At 40.0% G+C, this 15937-nt stretch carries 20 protein-coding genes; 16 read left to right on the top strand and 4 right to left on the bottom strand.

Annotation, left to right across the window (positions count from 1 at the left end; all coding sequences use genetic code 11):
• The first annotated feature begins 152 nt into the window (after positions 1-152).
• From coxB to QUF86_RS24730, 6 genes are all read left to right on the top strand, one after another.
• Positions 153-1235: a cytochrome c oxidase subunit II gene (gene coxB / locus QUF86_RS24755; protein WP_289335980.1), complete on the top strand. Its 1083-nt coding sequence runs from the start codon at positions 153-155 to the stop codon at positions 1233-1235.
• Positions 1236-1259: 24 nt separating this feature from the next.
• Positions 1260-3131: a cytochrome c oxidase subunit I gene (gene ctaD, locus QUF86_RS24750; protein WP_289317259.1), complete on the top strand. Its 1872-nt coding sequence runs from the start codon at positions 1260-1262 to the stop codon at positions 3129-3131.
• On the top strand, positions 3131-3760 hold the full coding sequence (locus QUF86_RS24745; RefSeq protein ID WP_289317258.1) for a cytochrome (ubi)quinol oxidase subunit III: 630 nt from the start codon (positions 3131-3133) through the stop codon (positions 3758-3760). The genes ctaD and QUF86_RS24745 overlap by 1 nt, the downstream gene beginning before the upstream one ends.
• 3 nt (positions 3761-3763) lie before the next feature.
• The gene (gene ctaF / locus QUF86_RS24740; protein WP_289317257.1) at positions 3764-4099 is read left to right on the top strand and encodes a cytochrome c oxidase subunit IVB; all 336 of its coding nucleotides are present in this window, start codon (positions 3764-3766) and stop codon (positions 4097-4099) included.
• Positions 4100-4237: 138 nt separating this feature from the next.
• On the top strand, positions 4238-5140 hold the full coding sequence (gene ctaG / locus QUF86_RS24735) for a cytochrome c oxidase assembly factor CtaG (protein WP_289335979.1): 903 nt from the start codon (positions 4238-4240) through the stop codon (positions 5138-5140).
• A gap of 207 nt (positions 5141-5347) precedes the next feature.
• Positions 5348-5809 (top strand): DUF420 domain-containing protein, encoded by a 462-nt coding sequence (locus tag QUF86_RS24730; protein ID WP_289317255.1) that lies wholly within the window; start codon positions 5348-5350, stop codon positions 5807-5809.
• A 111-nt stretch (positions 5810-5920) separates the two neighbouring features.
• Here the strand turns inward: QUF86_RS24730 and QUF86_RS24725 are convergent, their stop codons facing one another.
• Positions 5921-6283, bottom strand: coding sequence for a YugN family protein (locus QUF86_RS24725; protein WP_289317254.1), 363 nt, complete (start codon positions 6281-6283; stop codon positions 5921-5923).
• A gap of 344 nt (positions 6284-6627) precedes the next feature.
• Between QUF86_RS24725 and QUF86_RS24720 the strand changes: the two genes are divergently transcribed.
• The 5 genes from QUF86_RS24720 to QUF86_RS24700 all read left to right on the top strand — a co-directional run bounded on the left by QUF86_RS24720 (position 6628) and on the right by QUF86_RS24700 (position 9606).
• Positions 6628-7662 carry a CAP domain-containing protein gene (locus QUF86_RS24720; protein WP_289317253.1) on the top strand — a complete coding sequence of 345 codons (1035 nt, stop codon included), beginning with the start codon at positions 6628-6630 and terminating at the stop codon, positions 7660-7662.
• A 261-nt stretch (positions 7663-7923) separates the two neighbouring features.
• Positions 7924-8355, top strand: coding sequence for a YlbD family protein (locus QUF86_RS24715; protein WP_289335978.1), 432 nt, complete (start codon positions 7924-7926; stop codon positions 8353-8355).
• Positions 8356-8367: 12 nt separating this feature from the next.
• On the top strand, positions 8368-8610 hold the full coding sequence (locus QUF86_RS24710; RefSeq protein WP_289317251.1) for a YlbE-like family protein: 243 nt from the start codon (positions 8368-8370) through the stop codon (positions 8608-8610).
• A 60-nt stretch (positions 8611-8670) separates the two neighbouring features.
• Positions 8671-9096, top strand: a complete 426-nt coding sequence (locus tag QUF86_RS24705; RefSeq protein WP_289317250.1) for a hypothetical protein — start codon at positions 8671-8673, stop codon at positions 9094-9096.
• 60 nt (positions 9097-9156) lie between these two features.
• Positions 9157-9606: a YlbF/YmcA family competence regulator gene (locus QUF86_RS24700; RefSeq protein ID WP_289318441.1), complete on the top strand. Its 450-nt coding sequence runs from the start codon at positions 9157-9159 to the stop codon at positions 9604-9606.
• Between the two features lie 207 nt (positions 9607-9813).
• On the opposite strand, the gene QUF86_RS24695 is transcribed toward QUF86_RS24700, so the two are convergent.
• Positions 9814-10137: a hypothetical protein gene (locus QUF86_RS24695; protein ID WP_289335977.1), complete on the bottom strand. Its 324-nt coding sequence runs from the start codon at positions 10135-10137 to the stop codon at positions 9814-9816.
• A 138-nt stretch (positions 10138-10275) separates the two neighbouring features.
• Between QUF86_RS24695 and QUF86_RS24690 the strand changes: the two genes are divergently transcribed.
• Positions 10276-10551 (top strand): YlbG family protein, encoded by a 276-nt coding sequence (locus QUF86_RS24690; protein ID WP_048684554.1) that lies wholly within the window; start codon positions 10276-10278, stop codon positions 10549-10551.
• Between the two features lie 52 nt (positions 10552-10603).
• Here the strand turns inward: QUF86_RS24690 and QUF86_RS24685 are convergent, their stop codons facing one another.
• Positions 10604-10993, bottom strand: coding sequence for a DUF7147 family protein (locus QUF86_RS24685; protein ID WP_289335976.1), 390 nt, complete (start codon positions 10991-10993; stop codon positions 10604-10606).
• Between the two features lie 456 nt (positions 10994-11449).
• On the opposite strand from QUF86_RS24685, the gene rsmD reads away from it, so the two are divergent.
• Both rsmD and coaD read left to right on the top strand, forming a co-directional pair.
• Positions 11450-12025: a 16S rRNA (guanine(966)-N(2))-methyltransferase RsmD gene (gene rsmD, locus QUF86_RS24680; RefSeq protein WP_289336292.1), complete on the top strand. Its 576-nt coding sequence runs from the start codon at positions 11450-11452 to the stop codon at positions 12023-12025.
• Positions 12026-12511: a pantetheine-phosphate adenylyltransferase gene (coaD, locus tag QUF86_RS24675; RefSeq protein WP_289317246.1), complete on the top strand. Its 486-nt coding sequence runs from the start codon at positions 12026-12028 to the stop codon at positions 12509-12511.
• Positions 12512-12552: 41 nt separating this feature from the next.
• On the opposite strand, the gene ylbJ is transcribed toward coaD, so the two are convergent.
• The gene (gene ylbJ / locus QUF86_RS24670; protein WP_289317245.1) at positions 12553-13770 is read right to left on the bottom strand and encodes a sporulation integral membrane protein YlbJ; all 1218 of its coding nucleotides are present in this window, start codon (positions 13768-13770) and stop codon (positions 12553-12555) included.
• A gap of 311 nt (positions 13771-14081) precedes the next feature.
• Here ylbJ and QUF86_RS24665 point away from each other — a divergent pair, with 311 nt between their 5' ends.
• Together QUF86_RS24665 and QUF86_RS24660 are read left to right on the top strand one after the other, a co-directional pair.
• The gene (locus tag QUF86_RS24665; RefSeq protein ID WP_137018809.1) at positions 14082-14879 is read left to right on the top strand and encodes a patatin-like phospholipase family protein; all 798 of its coding nucleotides are present in this window, start codon (positions 14082-14084) and stop codon (positions 14877-14879) included.
• Positions 14869-15894, top strand: a complete 1026-nt coding sequence (locus QUF86_RS24660; protein ID WP_289335975.1) for a SepM family pheromone-processing serine protease — start codon at positions 14869-14871, stop codon at positions 15892-15894. The genes QUF86_RS24665 and QUF86_RS24660 overlap by 11 nt, the downstream gene beginning before the upstream one ends.
• Positions 15895-15937: the final 43 nt, after the last annotated feature.

Raw genomic sequence — 15937 nt, 5'->3', positions numbered from 1 at the left:
TCATTCATAAGAGCGGTTACATGAATCATCTTTAATAATTCCTTAGATTAGGGATTCTTTCTTTTTAGAAATTGACATAGAGAGAATATTCGCAATTGCGCCCATTTTTATTTTTGTGAGAAAATTTTGACGAAAGAGGGGTTTCTGAAGCTATGAAAAAAAGGCTGCACAAATGGCGCCTAATTGCTCTGCTGGGTATTGTAGGACTTGTCCTTTCGGGCTGCGGCGAACCATTTCTATCCGCGCTGAAGCCAGCTGGCGATGTTGCGCAATCTCAGTATGACTTACTGATATTGAGTACACTGATCATGGTACTGGTTATTATTGTTGTGATTATTTTGTTCGTTGTAGTTTTACTACGCTTCCGTCGGAAGAAGGGCGACGAAACAATACCGAAACAAATTGAAGGAAGTCATAAACTCGAAATTATCTGGACTGTTATTCCTATCCTTCTTTTAATTGTTCTGGCTGTTCCAACCGTCGTCACGACTTTCGACTTAGCTGACACAAAGGCAATGGATAAGAAAGATAAGGATGGAAAAACGAAGGATGCACTTGTCGTGAATGTTAGGGCGAACCTTTATTGGTGGGAGTTTGAATATCCGGACCTTGGCGTAGTCACAAGTCAGGATTTGGTTGTGCCGACCGATCAAAAAGTGTATTTCAATCTAACTGCTTCAGATGTTAAGCATTCATTCTGGATACCGGCTGCCGGTGGAAAGATGGATACAAATACAGAAGGGGTCAATCAGTTTTTCTTAGAATTCGACAGTGAAAAGGCGGAAGATTCGAACAACTTATTCTACGGGAAATGTGCTGAACTTTGCGGTCCTTCCCATGCCTTAATGGATTTTAAGGTCGTAACGAAGTCTAAAAGCGACTTTGAAGCTTGGACTAAAGATATGAAAGCGGCGAAAGAACCTGTCGTGGAAGGTGATCTAGCCAAACAGGGTGAAGATGTCTTTAATCAAAGTTGTATAGGTTGTCATGCGGTGACACCAAATGACAGCAGGCCTGAGGCTGCTCGACAGGCACCGAATCTGGCTACATTCGGTGAACGTCAAAAAATAGCTGGCGTTTTGGAACATACGGAAGAAAATGTGAAAAATTGGATCAAGGATCCTGAGAAGTATAAACCGGGTAACACGATGACCGGTACTTACGGAGAACTTTCAGATTCAGATATTAATGCACTGGCAGCTTATCTTTTAGAGCTTAAGGTGGAAGAAAAATAGAACATTGATTAAGGAGGTTAAATCGTGAGTACGTACGCTAATAAAAAAGGATTTGGCGCTACGATTTGGGATTATCTGACGACGGTAGACCATAAGAAAATCGCCATTTTATATCTTATCTCTGGCGGGTTATTCTTTGTAATCGGCGGTTTGGAAGCGATGTTTATCCGTATCCAGCTTGCAATCCCAAATAATGACTTCGTAAGTGCCGGATTTTATAATGAAATTTTGACCATGCACGGTACGACCATGATATTTCTGGCCGCCATGCCATTAGTATTTGCTGTAATGAATGCTGTTGTACCCTTACAGATAGGGGCTCGTGATGTTGCGTTCCCATTTTTGAACTCGTTAGGTTTTTGGTTGTTTTTCTTTGGAGGAATCTTTTTGAATCTTTCATGGTTTTTAGGGGGGGCTCCCGATGCAGGCTGGACATCATATGCATCACTTTCCCTTCACTCCGAAGGCCATGGCATTGATTTTTACGTCCTCGGACTACAGATATCAGGTTTGGGAACATTAATTGCAGGGATCAATTTCCTTGTAACGATTATTAATATGCGTACGCCTGGAATGACTTATATGCGTATGCCGCTGTTTACATGGTCAACTTTCGTTGTTTCCGCATTGATATTATTCGCTTTTCCCCCGCTTACCGTGGGATTGGTGTTAATGATGTTCGATCGGATGTTTGGCTCGAATTTCTTTGATGTAGCAGCTGGGGGGAATACGATTATTTGGGAGCATTTATTCTGGATATTCGGTCACCCGGAAGTTTATATCCTTATTCTTCCTGCATTCGGTATTTTTTCGGAAATTTTCGCTACATTTTCCAGAAAAAGATTATTTGGTTATTCATCGATGGTATTTGCAACCGTTTTAATCGGGTTCTTGGGTTTCATGGTTTGGGCCCATCATATGTTTACCACTGGCCTGGGGCCAATCGCAAATGCAATCTTTGCTGTGGCTACCATGGCTATCGCAGTACCAACAGGTATTAAGATATTCAACTGGATTTTTACGATGTGGGGAGGAAGCGTCAAGTTCACGGTTCCGATGCTTTATGCAGTTGCCTTCATTCCTACATTTACCATGGGGGGCGTAACAGGTATCATGCTAGCATCGGCACCTGCTGATTATCAATACCATGATAGTTATTTCGTTGTTGCCCATTTCCACTATGTAATTGTCGGTGGGGTTGTATTAGGTTTACTGGCTGGAATCAATTTCTATTGGCCGAAGATGTTTGGAACTATGTTAAGTGAAAAATTGGGACAAATCACATTTTGGACGTTCCTTATTGGTTTCCATTTAACATTCTTCATTCAACATTTCTTAGGGTTAATGGGGATGCCTCGTCGCGTATTTACATTCTTGGACGATCAAGGACTCAATACAGGTAATATGATTAGTACAGTTGGAGCCTTCTTAATGGCATTTGGGGTCTTGGTTATGGTCATCAATATAATCATTACATCCGTGAAAAATGAAAAAGTCGGCAATGATCCATGGGGAGATGGACGTACGCTTGAATGGGCAATTCCATCACCACCGCCGTTTTATAATTTCAAACAACTTCCGCTTGTCCGCGGATTAGATCCTTACTGGGTTGAAAAAATGGAAGGGAAAACGGAAATGACTCCTGCAGAACCACTAGGGGATATCCATATGCCTAATTCATCTATACTTCCTTTAACGATTGCTCTCGGTTTATTTGTAGCCGCATTCGGTGCTTTATATAATATGGATGATAAGACATGGACCCTGCCTATAATGATTGTTGGACTTTTGATAACGTTTGGTTCAATGTTTATCCGTTCCGTCAAAGACGATCATGGATTCCATATTCATAAAGAAGACCTTATGGACGATAAAGACAAGGGAGGTAAGGCATAATGCAATCAGATGAAAGATTCACGGATGCCACTTGGCCTGCTTCTCCCGAGAAAGCGACTTTAGAAGGTAAAAATAAGTATTTGGGATTCTGGTTGTTTCTTGGTGGAGAGACGGTATTATTCGCCTCACTATTTGCAACATACCTTGCATTGAAGGATAAGGTTCCAAATGGTGATGCAGCCCTGGCAAAAGATTTATTCGAATTACCACTTACTTTTGTAGCAACCATGCTGTTATTGACCAGTTCATTGACTAGTGTGTATGCAATGTATCATATGAAAAATAACCACTTTAAACAAATGCAGGCTTGGCTTGTGATTACGGTGGCACTTGGTTTTGCTTTTCTAGGTCTCGAGATTTATGAATTTAATCACTATGTTCATGAATTCCACCATACATTTACGAGTAGTGCCTTTGGCTCCGCATTTTATACCTTAGTTGGTTTTCACGGAGGGCACGTTGCTTTCGGTTTGGTTTGGATCATATCTCTTATGGTTCGTAATGCAAGAAGGGGCTTGAATTTATATAACGCTCCTAAATTTTATGTCGCGAGTCTTTATTGGCATTTCATTGACGTAGTCTGGGTGTTTATCTTTACAGTCGTATACTTAATGGGAATGGTGGGATAACTGATGGCGAATGAACAATCAAATTCAGCGAACCCGAATGTCGATTTAAAATATCGCCGCAAGAAAAATGCTGAAGAGATGAAACATCAAGTGATAACATTTACGCTTATGATTTTCTTTACATTGCTTGCTTTTGCTGCAGTAGGAATTGAAGGGTTTTCACATTGGTTCATTAAACCAGTCATTTTGCTACTGGCTGTTATACAAGTAATTTTCCAATTGTATTATTTTATGCATATGAAGCACAAAGGGCATGGAACCATTGCATTGTTTTTATTTTCTGGCCTTGCAGTCGGCTTAATAACTGTCCTTGTTTTCACAACGATCGTTTGGTTATAAACCATAAAGAAAATCGGCTATTGAATGATAGCCGGTTTTCTTTATGTGCTAGAAAAAGAATCCAGGTTTATCTATATTTGTTACCATGTTTCATTTTAGGTATAATGAAAGTAAAAAGTTCATGAACGAGGTGATTTTTTGTCTATTGATATTTTCGGATTTCGCGCCTTATGGAGTCCTTATTATTTTGCCGCCCTCGTACTTATAACCCTTGGCTATTTTTTGCTGGTGACAAAAAAAAGGGAGAAGTTTTCGGGCAGTTCATCGCTTTCCGTTAAACAGATAACTTATTTTTTAATAGCCATGATCCTTCTTTATGTGGTAAAAGGATCGCCGCTGGATTTACTGAGCCATATCATGTTCAGTGCCCACATGTTTCAAATGGCATTGCTCTATCTTGTGATTCCGCCTTTATTCATCATTGCGATTCCAGATTGGCTTTTGAGAACGTTCATTAATTCAAAGGGAGTGAAGGCGTTATTTCAATTTTTCACGAGACCTCTTGTCGCCCTTTTACTATTTAATGTTCTTTTCTCGTTGTACCATATTCCGTTAGTGTTCGACTTTATCAAAACGGGGATGTGGATTCATGCCGGATACACGGTCCTTTTGTTTGCGACTGCAGTATTGATGTGGTTCCCACTTGTAAATCGACTGCCTGAACGTGAAAGTCTATCAGGTGTAAAAAAAGTAGCTTATATTTTCGGTAGTGGCATTTTAATGACTCCAGCTTGTGCTTTAATCATTTTTGCTAATGATCCGATGTATGATACGTTTACCAATGCGGAATCTTGGGCCAGTGCCATGGAACTTTGCGTTCCGGCTTCAGCACTGTCGAGTTTAACGCTCAGTGGTCCAGAAATGTTCAATGGGCTGCCATTGCTGGAAGATCAACAGCTTGGTGGGGTTTTGATGAAGGTGATTCAAGAAATCGTATTAGGCTATGTATTAGGTGTCATTTTCTTTGCTTGGTTCAAAAAGGAGAATGGCGGGCAAAATGATATCGACCCGATACCTTCGGATTTTCAGACTGTAGAATAGTTGTACGAAAAGACTTGTCTAGGGGCGGACAAGTCTTTTATATGTCATAGCCTGGTTAACGGATTTCCAAGCAAATAGCTAGTGATTCGACTTGGCTATTCCATAAAAGTGATCATTCTGTTAATAAAACTTGATTTTATTGAATTTTATGAGTGCCTCTTATAAAATGGTAGTTGATTAATAAATATAGAGAGGACTACAATACATATGTCTTTACCAATCCTTCCAACAATAAGTACTGCCTTCATTGTATTAAGTGCCATCACTGTTGCAATAGGCTGGTATCAAATTAAACAACGCAAAATCGAGACCCATAAAAAAACCATGATGGTAGCTGCGGTTTTTGCGGTAATCTTTTTCACTATATATCTTTCTCGGACGGTCTTCATTGGGAGTACGTCATTTGGCGGACCCGATGACATTAAAATTTATTATACGATTTTTTTGATCTTCCATATAACACTTGCTACAACTGGTGCGGTTTTGGGGATCATCATGCTTACCACTGGGTTTAAAGGCAAATTCGCCATTCATAAAAAAATCGGCCCTGCGACAAGCATCATTTGGTTTTTCACTGGGATAACTGGAGTAGCCGTTTACATCCTGCTTTATGTCATTTATCATGGCGGCGAGACAACATCTTTAATAAAGGCGATCCTAGGATTTTAAAATAATGAAAAAGCCTGATGCAAAAAAAGCATCAGGCTTTTGTAATGGATACACAAAAGAGAGCATCAGTTATGATCCTCTCTCTTTTACCGCACTTTTTACTAACGGCTTTTAAAGACCGTTGAATTCTGAAAGCTCTTCTTTGATCTGAGCGAGGATTTTTTCACATTGTTTAACAAGTGATGCAGGGAAGTCCTCACCTTCGCCATATTCAACTCCGTGTGGATAATAGTGTTTTCCTAATAGGGGAACCATTAGTTTGATGACGGCCCTGTGAGCGCCTACATCGCCCTCTGTTGCATAGCCTAGTATTCGCAGGTAAAACGTGCCTTCTTTTACTTCGAACTTACGATCATAACTGACTCTTTCATAATCCCATTGTTCTGCACGTATTAAACCATATTGCGGCATTAGGTCATCTAATCGGTTTAAGTCGGCTGTGATGTTTTCAATTCCAAAGCTTTCAAATTTCACGAGTACTACCTCCTATGTTTACTATTGAGAATTAAAATGACATACCGGGAAAATATTATGTACATGAATATATTAAAAATCTCCAAGTATGTTTATAATATACCATTTTATCCTATATTTTATAATAGTACGAAATGGTGGAAGTTGCAATGAACTCAACTAGGGTATTTTGATCATTCATAAAAGTTCCACTTTTAAATAAATTTAATGAAGGGGCAGTCTATCGTAAATTAGAAAATTATGATTGAACAGTGATATAATCAGGAAAGAAAGGTTTTTGCATTAGATACATAAATTAGATAGAGAGAGGGAGTGTTCCTCTGCGAAGTTTTGGTAAGGTGTTGGTGTTAATCATTATTTTTTTTGTAATCGGTATTTATCTTAATATCGGCGATGAGGATGAAGGAAACCCTCTGATTGATGGTAACAAAGGTGTTAACCCCAATGGACATATAAATGAAAAAAGTACTTCTTCCGAAAAAGAAGGGGTTACTAAAGTGACGGAAGGTTTGGCAGTAACAATTGGGAAAAATGCAAAAGAGATAGAAAAGGAATACGGTAAGCCAGATCGAATTGATATGTCCGCATATGGATATGATTGGTGGGTTTATAAAAAGGACTATAACGATTATTTCCAATTAGCCGTTGAAAATGAAAAAGTGGTATCTGCTTATGGAATCGGTGATGATGTCAATGTCGCCCCTTTTAAAATAGGACAATCGATTGATGCCATCTATTCAAGCTTATATGTAGAACCTACTGTTGATATTGAGGTTGGCGACAGTTCCTATCGTTTTGAATTGTCGGAGGAAGATATGAACATGAGGCCATTGATTGAACTAGGGAACATACATGTTCAGCTTTATTTGGATAAATTCACAGGGACTGTTTCAAGCATCCGATTTTTGAATGATTCCGCGCTTTTAAAGCAAAAGCCTTATGAGTTGACCTATAATGGTAAACTTGTGACCGTTAAGGACCTTTCTAAAGAAGAATTGGAGAAAGTGGAAGATGGCAATGAGCAGCAAATTTTTGACATTACGAATATAATGCGCAGCAGGTTTGATTTGAAGCCTTTAGAATGGGATGGTCCGACTGCGGAGGTTGCTTACCTTCATAGCCGAGAAATGAGGGACACTCCTGAAGGAACCCATGTTTCTGAAACAAAAGGGGACTTGGAAAAACGTCTCGATGCAGGTCATGTTAAATACAGGGCAGCAGGTGAAAATATTGCGGCTCATTATGTGGACGCAGCTGCAGTCATGGAAGGCTGGTTGAATAGTAAAGGGCATCGGGATGCGATGCTGAACGAGGAATTTACAGGTCTGGGTGTTGGGGTTTATAAAAAGTATTACACTCAGAATTTCATAAAAAAATAAAAAGACGGATCCGATTTGGGTCCGTTTTTTTGTTCTGGATTATATTTTCAAAATAAAAAAGTTCCCTGTCGATATAGCGCAAAGTTTCCAATCATCACAGTGAACCTTCCCCTCGATGATGATCGTTTGCCTATGTATTAATTCGCACGTTAATCGATCGCCATGGGAAATCCAATTGCATTTGAAAAGGAATGTTATGCACTTTTTATTTACCTTTAGCATATGGTGCAATAGGCGATGTCTAAGTGTGAGGTGAGAGTAATGGCAAAAAGAAAGCGGCCCTCCGTGGATGGATTTCGGGAGTTTGTCAAGGAACATCCTTATTTAGTGAATGAAGTGAGAAACAAGCAAGCAACATGGCAGGAACTTTTTGAAGAATGGTATTTACTCGGTGAAGATCATCCACGCTGGCAGGCTGACGGCGGGGTTGATGAGTCCAAAGTAAATGCAGAATCCACATCACGGCCGGTAGAAAAGGGCGACCAAAGTACAGAGTTAATCGGTTCGTTAATGAGTGCAGTTAAAAATATGGATATGGGCCAGATACAACAATATATTACAAATGCCAATCAGGCCATCGGTGCAATCCAAGGAGTGCTATCTGCTTTCCAAGGGAATAAATCAGGTGATACCAGTCCTCCCCCAAAAGAAAAAGAGCAGAGAGCTAACCCTTTTGTATTCACCAAAGATTAAGGAGGGTTTTTCATGCGTCAGAATATATATGAATTCATTCAAACAAACGAAGAAATGCGAAATTACTTGAGGATTAACCCTGCATGGTACAAAAGGTTAATGCGTAATCCCCATGAAGTGGATGTATTTGAAACCGAAGCGAAATATTATTTTGAGAAGTCGATTCCACATCGGGTTTCTAAATTTTCGGAAAGTGTTCAAGTGGCTTCCATGATGCTTCATATGTTTCAAGCGATGAATGCTCCAAGTGAATGAAGAAAATAAGAGTAAATTACTCCTTTTGGCGAACAATAAAGGCAAAAGGGGGACGATGGCATGAGAAAGTTGATTTTGGTTTTAACAGTGTTGATGGCAGCGTCGGGGTGTGGAAAGAAAATACCGGAACCTGAAAATTCAGAAGTAGCCATACAAGATGTAACTGCCCATAAAGCTGCCACCACTGTATCGAGCATCCGAAATTCAGATGAGGACTTTCGGGTAAAAACTTTTGTGAAAGGCAACTCTGTCTATGTAGAGTGCTACTTGAAAAACTATGGTTTTTCTGAAGCGAATTCTGAACAATTGGCAACTGTGTCCGTATTTATTGATAATCAGAAGAAAGTCGATATGAAGACGGCGGCATTTATCTTAAAGGATGTCCCGAATGGCATGCATAAAATTAAACTGGAGATTTTGAATGGTTCAGGTGAAAAAACAGGGCTGCAAAAAGAGTTTGAGGTACATATCACTTCCTCGATTTAATCAAACCATTAGCTTCTGAAAGGGAGAAATGGTAAAATGGTTGTGGAGGTGAGCTTGTTAATGCTTGCTACTATGGAAATCATCGACATTTTACAACAGGCTGATGGATTGGCAGAAATGATCCTACATTCTGAAATAGGGGAAGACTATCTCCTTAGTTTATATAAATTACAGAGCGACAAAGAAGCCCAGAGGAAAATTTCCAAGTTTACTTCATTAAAGGATCTATTTGAAGATGTTCAAAGGTTCGGTAAATATCATCCGGATTATAAACGCATCAATTTGGAAACCAGGGAAGCTAAACGAGACATGGATATGCATCCAACGGTTGCTGAGTTTAAGAGGGCGGAGACTGAATTGCAATCCGTTCTTGATGAAATAAGCGGAAGAATAGGCCGTGCGGTTTCTGAACAGGTTAAAACCCCAGCGGGAAATCCATTTTTTGTATCATCTGGGGGATGTTCAACGGGAAGTTGCGGAACCGGCGGAAGTTGTGGATGCTCTGCTTAATGAAATAGCCAGATCATAACAATTGATTTTTTGGCCGGCATTTCAATAAGCCATCGAAATTCGATATAACTTCGGAGTTCGGTGGCTGTGTCATGTATGGAACCGTCGTCCTGGATAGTGGGGGATAATGAATCGATGCACGTATTAAATATCCTTCCTTGAACCTCATGCCAGTTTTTCGTACTTCTGGATAAGTTCCAAATGCGATTAACTGTGATATAGGATACAATCCGGACAAAGGTTGCCGCAGCAAAACATCTTTTGCTGCGGCACATAAAAACGATGACGGAATACATATAAATGTTCTTCCTGCCGTACAAAAATGGTTTCACAATGAAGCTGCTTGCCACGCATTGAAAGGCTAGCGGCTTTTTTTATTATGAAGGAAAGCTTACTATTATCATTTTGTGCCGGATGAAAATGGATATATATAAATGGTATACCTGTGAATTTTTTTATCGATGCTTGGGTAATTTCATCATTATCCAATAGATGATCTATAAATTGATCCCAAATTTGGTTTAAATCCATCGTAGTTTTTTTCTCCCTTCACAGTATGTATATTCATAATAGTAAGAGAATTTCGTTTATAATCTTTTTTCTTGGTTGAAAGTAAAGATTCTGCTATGCTACACTTAGTTAAAACCTTTATAAAAGGGAGTTATTGATATGCTTGGAGCGAGACAGGGAATCATCGTCTATTTACATACATTAAAACAAGCCAAAATGCTTAGGAAGTTTGGAAATATCCATTATGTTTCAAAAAAGTTGAAATATGTAGTCCTTTATACGAATATGGATGAAGTGGAACCACTGGTGGAAAAACTGAATAATTATTCGTTCGTAAAAAAAGTGGACCTTTCATACAAGCCTTTTTTGAAGGTGGAATTCGAAAACTCCAAACCGGATAAAGCGAAAGAATATGATTATAAAATGGGAATTTAAAAAAAGCTGACTCATGCGGAGTCAGCCTTTTTCAATTCAGGCATCAAATCTTTCAGCCTAATGGGGGCAGATATCTATTCATTCGCAAAATGCCGATTAAGTGTTGGTAGTACAACTCGATTTCTGCAAAAAGCATCGAAGATTTCACATCGATTTCAATAATGGGTTTATCCAGTTCCTCCGCCAAGCTCTCAAAAAGCTCATAGCGTTTGTTTTTGGTGGCATGAGGGTTAGGTATGCCTTCCCGGCAAATATAAAGCGGCTGGAATTTCCCTGGATCTGTAGGCTGCATAACAATGACCAATGACGTTACCTTTTTATCATTTATTGTAGTATGCAGGGACAAAAGCCTTGCAACCCGATGTTTCTGATTGCGTCCTACTTCCAGTAACTCATATATATCGGAATACCCTTGTCCAAGTTCAATAAAACGTTGAATCACTTAAACCTCTCCTAACTAACTTATTATTCATTACTTTATCATTATCCCTCATAAAAGAGAAGGACAACTTCAATGACGAATCATGATAAAGAAACTTTGATTTCATAAAAAAAAGCCCTGCAAAAATTTGCAGGGTCCTTCTATGTCTAACTAAGGACCAGAAGGCAAAGGGAGAGGAGAAACCGGAGGAAGAACTTATGGGGAAACGTAAGCCTTCTCCGCGGTTGGCAACAACACCTAAAAAGGAATGTTGTTATTCACATTATTGCCAAAAACCACTTTATTATTCAAAATGTAAAAGATTTATAAAAAGAATGGATATCTCTATCCCGATACGAAGTGATAAGTTGATTTCCTTTAGGGAATGCAGGAAATGGCTTTTATTATTGGCTAGCTTTTTCTAATATGTTAGGATAGGAAAGTAACAGAAATTTGTCATAAAATGTGGTGAGAATGATGAGGGTCGTTTCCGGAACTTGTAAAGGAAGACCACTTAAGGCTGTACCGGGTACAGGAACCCGGCCGACTACTGATAAAGTCAAGGAATCCATTTTCAATATGATTGGTCCCTATTTCGAAGGAGGGCTGGTCCTTGACTTGTTCGCCGGGAGCGGTGGACTGGGAATTGAAGCGTTAAGCAGAGGCATGGATAAAGCCATATTTGTAGACCGGGATTTTAAAGCAAATCAAACGGTTAAGGCCAATTTGGAACTATGTAAGTTTTCAGAGCGTGCAGAAGTTTATAAAAATGATTCAGAGCGTGCATTGAAAGCTTTGGTGAAAAGGGAAATGATTTTTGAATTAATTTTTCTTGATCCACCTTATAAGAAACAAAAGCTAGTTGAGATTCTTGAAGAAATACATAAATACCGATTGCTGAGCGATATGGGATACATTGTTTGTGAGCATGGTCATGATGTTACATTGCCAGAAAGAGTTGGTGACTTTACCGTTAAGAGAAAAGAGGTTTATGGTGTCATTGCCGTTACGATTTATCAATGGGGAAACGTACTCGAACAGGGGGAACTATGAATGTCCAAAATAGCGATTTGTCCAGGGAGTTTTGATCCAATAACATTTGGTCATCTTGATATCATTCAAAGGGGAGCTAATGTTTTTGATGAGGTATATGTGGTCATCGTGAACAATTCAGCCAAAAATTCACTGTTTACAGTGGAGGAGCGACTGGAATTGATTACTGAAGCGACTGCCCATATGCCAAATGTTAAAGTGGATTTCTATCAAGGATTGACGGTCGACTATGCTGAAAGCGTTTCCGCAAATGCCATTATCAGGGGATTGAGGGCGACCTCCGACTTTGAATATGAAATGCAGGGAACTTCAATGAACCGATTCCTTAACAGTAACATAGAGTCATTCTTTATCATGACGAAAAATCAATATTCTTTCTTGAGTTCAAGTATCGTAAAAGAGGTTGCGAAGTATGGCGGGGATATCTCTGAACTAGTGCCACCCGTTGTCCAGAAAGCTCTGGCCAACAAGTACGAGAAAGAATAGAAAAAAGAGCATTGCCAATGCGCAATGCTCTTTTTTTCGGTTTAAGAAAGGCCTTTGAATAGCCTTTTGGTATATATGATGATGTATAGGATTAAAAAGGCGAGGGTCAGAATAGGTCCGAAATCAAGCATATTCTGATAAAGGGAACTTGCATGTTCTCCTGATCCACTGACCGGGAAGGAGGGTATCGGGCTGCCACTGAACCTGTTGCCTTTATAGAATGGTTCCCAAAGCAGGACGGTAATTATGGATGCCAGAAGGCCATGTGCTATCCTAGCCAGAAAAAAGGGAGCAAAACGAATGTCTGTTGTGGCTATGATGCTGGCAACTTGCGCCTGGATGCTGAACCCGTTGAAAGCTAAGATGAAACTTGTCATAACAGTTTGCTGAAAGAGACTCGCATTTTCGACCGTACTGGTTAATTTTGAACCAAGAGTCATTTCAAACATGCCTGATATGAACGGTGGGCTTAAGGAATCCGGGAAATTAAAAATATGTAAAATCCCACTGACCCACGATGCGAGCAATCCGGTAATGTTCATATGAAATAAAAGCTTATTGACCACCGAAAAGAGAATGATGAACCCTCCGATCATCAATAAAGTTTGAATAGATGAGAGTACCGCATCTCCAAGCAAACTGCCAAAGGGTCTTGTTTCTTTTATTCTGGTTCGATGCATCTGGCCAAAGGCTTGTCTAATGGAGGGGAGCTTGGTCATTACTTTTGTATGGGATTGGTCTTCTTTCCAACGGTAAAAACGCATGATGATGCCTACACAAAAATTTCCTAGGTAGTGGGAAAGTGCAAGGATGATCCCTAAATGAGGATTGTGGAAAAACCCAACGGCAACTGCAACGAACAGGAACAATGGATTGGAAGAATTGGTGAAACAAACGAGTCTTTCAGCTTCAAGGCGTGTTAATTGTCCTTCCTGACGAAGCCTTACAGTGTATTTCGCCCCAGCCGGAAACCCTGATGCAAGTCCCATCGCCCAAACAAACCCGCCCACTCCCGGTACACGGAATAAGGGACGCATAAATGGCTCGAGCATAACGCCGATGAACCTGACAACCCCAAAACTGATTAATAACTCCGAGAAAATCAAGAAAGGTAGTAGCGAAGGGAAAACAATTTTCCACCACATATTCAGCCCGCTTTTGGAAGCTTCAAATGATTCTTGGGGGAAGATGATCAAGCCAACTGCCATCATCGTGACGGAGGTAGCTAACAGTACTGTTTTAGATTTTGATTTTAGCAAAATTCAGCCTCCTCTTGAAGGTTACTAAATAAGGGCAGTTCGTTTCGTATATAATAAAATGTGAACATCCTTTTCTCGAAAAAGTAAGGTGCATGAATAATGTGGATTGTACCGACATGTATAAATGAGGATAATCCGCACAATGGAAAATTCAATGTAGCCTTTCATTTACATGGCTGCATAGTTTTTTTCTGCCATGCTTGTTTCACTGTCAATATAAATAATATGCTTCTATAAATCCGTTTAAGACCATAACTTTGAATGAGTGTTATTTCAATATTTTGAACTAGTTATAGGCGGGGGGGATATCTTTGTCGAAACCAAAGGTCGGGCTTGCACTTGGGTCGGGAGGAGCTAGGGGGTTTGCACATATTGGCGTGATAAAGGTATTACAGCAAGAAGGCATTCCAATAGATATGATTGCTGGAAGCAGCATGGGAGCCATGGTTGCTGCCTTTTATGGAGCGGGTTCGGATATCGAGAGGCTGTATAAGTTGTCCCGTGCATTTAAGCGAAAGTATTATTTGGACTTCACCATACCTAAAATGGGCTTCATTTCAGGTAAACGGACAAAGGATTTAATCAGGGTATTTACATATGGTAAGAAATTTGAAGAACTCGATATTCCTGTGGCAGTGGTCGCCACTGATATAAAAACGGGGGAAAAAGTCATATTTCAGGAAGGTCCCATCGCTCCAGCTGTTAGGGCAAGCATTTCCATTCCCGGCATTTTCATTCCCGAAAAAATTGGAAATCGACTGCTTGTTGATGGAGGTGTTGTTGACAGGGTTCCTGTTTCAGTCGTGAAGGATATGGGAGCGGACATCATAATTGGAGTGGATGTAGCCCACGTGAAACAGGATATGGAGATAAACTCCATCTATGATGTAATCATGCAAAGCCTCGATATCCTGCAAATGGAGCTGGTTAAAAGCAGGGAGTTTGCTTCAGACGTGATGATACGCCCCAGGGTTGAGAAATACAGCTCGAAATCATTTACAAACGTACAGGAAATAATTAGTATTGGAGAAGAAGCTGCAAGAGGAAAGATAGATCAAATTAAGCAAAGCATTGTTACTTGGAAGGAGTCCTTTGAAGATGAGCCGTAAAATGTATGTACGCACTTTCCTGGTGGTGGCTATACTTCTCATAGCATCAGCCCTTTATTCCCTACCTTTTTATGTATCAAAACCAGGAATGGCTAAAGAATTAGAGCCAATCATAGAGGTTTCCGGAGGAGATGAAGCGAAAGGCAGCTTTATGTTAACCACTGTAAGGATGGGCCGGGCGAATATATATTCCTATATGCTGGCAAAGTGGAGCAAATATCAGGAGCTTTATCCAGAGACCTCCATTCGAAGTGAAGACGAAACAGATGAAGAATATAATGTCAGGCAGCTGCACTTAATGGATGGTTCTAAAAATAACGCCATTCAGATAGCATATGAAAAAGCAGGGAAAGAAGTCGATTTCGAGTACCTGGGTGTATTTGTTTTGGACGTGCTTAAAGGAATGCCGGCGGCTAAAGAACTGAAAGCCGGCGATCAAATCATTCAGGTCGATGATGTTAAATTCAATTCTGCACAGGAATTCATGGACTACATTAACGGAAAAAAAGCTGGAGATGAAGTTAAAATAGTGTATAAGCGGGAGGAAACGGAGAAAACGGCCTTTCTTTCATTGCAGCCTTTTAAAGATGACCCTAATAGAGTTGGAATAGGCATTTCGCTTGATGATAACCGAAAAGTGACCACGAAACCGTCTATAGCCATAGATTCAGAACAAATAGGCGGTCCGTCTGCTGGTTTAATGTTTTCTTTGGAAATTTATAATCAATTAACAAAGGGCGATCTTACAAGTGGATATGATATAGCGGGGACAGGAACGATGTCGGATGATGGGACAGTCGGTCCAATCGGCGGGATTCAACAGAAAATAGTGGCAGCCGATAAATCTGGAGCCGAAATATTCTTTGCCCCAAATGAAAACGGGGCAGCAGGTTCGAATTATGAAGATGCACTCATTGCAGCAAAGGACATAGACACCGACATGAAGATCGTGCCGGTTGACAACTTTGAGGATGCAATAGCCTATTTAACGAAGCTAAAAGGAAAAGAAAAATGAAAAAAGGCGCAGGCAGTCATCTACTGTTTGCGCTTTTTTTGAT

The sequence above is a fragment of the Peribacillus sp. NJ11 genome (assembly GCF_030348405.1).
Classification (GTDB): Bacteria; Bacillota; Bacilli; order Bacillales; family DSM-1321; genus Peribacillus.
The sequence above is the reverse complement of the archived record's forward strand: the minus strand, read 5'-3'. Positions and strand labels throughout refer to the sequence as shown.

Bases quoted from the DNA above. Each gene is read 5' to 3' on its own strand.
- coxB (WP_289335980.1), top strand. From the start codon at position 153: ATGAAAAAAAGGCTGCACAAATGGCGCCTAATTGCTCTGCTGGGTATT.
- QUF86_RS24745 (WP_289317258.1), top strand. From the start codon at position 3,131: ATGCAATCAGATGAAAGATTCACGGATGCCACTTGGCCTGCTTCTCCC.
- ctaF (WP_289317257.1), top strand. From the start codon at position 3,764: ATGGCGAATGAACAATCAAATTCAGCGAACCCGAATGTCGATTTAAAA.
- QUF86_RS24730 (WP_289317255.1), top strand. From the start codon at position 5,348: ATGTCTTTACCAATCCTTCCAACAATAAGTACTGCCTTCATTGTATTA.
- QUF86_RS24715 (WP_289335978.1), top strand. From the start codon at position 7,924: ATGGCAAAAAGAAAGCGGCCCTCCGTGGATGGATTTCGGGAGTTTGTC.
- QUF86_RS24710 (WP_289317251.1), top strand. From the start codon at position 8,368: ATGCGTCAGAATATATATGAATTCATTCAAACAAACGAAGAAATGCGA.
- QUF86_RS24705 (WP_289317250.1), top strand. From the start codon at position 8,671: ATGAGAAAGTTGATTTTGGTTTTAACAGTGTTGATGGCAGCGTCGGGG.
- QUF86_RS24700 (WP_289318441.1), top strand. From the start codon at position 9,157: ATGCTTGCTACTATGGAAATCATCGACATTTTACAACAGGCTGATGGA.
- QUF86_RS24695 (WP_289335977.1), bottom strand. From the start codon at position 10,137: ATGGATTTAAACCAAATTTGGGATCAATTTATAGATCATCTATTGGAT.
- QUF86_RS24690 (WP_048684554.1), top strand. From the start codon at position 10,276: ATGCTTGGAGCGAGACAGGGAATCATCGTCTATTTACATACATTAAAA.
- rsmD (WP_289336292.1), top strand. From the start codon at position 11,450: ATGAGGGTCGTTTCCGGAACTTGTAAAGGAAGACCACTTAAGGCTGTA.
- coaD (WP_289317246.1), top strand. From the start codon at position 12,026: ATGTCCAAAATAGCGATTTGTCCAGGGAGTTTTGATCCAATAACATTT.
- QUF86_RS24660 (WP_289335975.1), top strand. From the start codon at position 14,869: ATGAGCCGTAAAATGTATGTACGCACTTTCCTGGTGGTGGCTATACTT.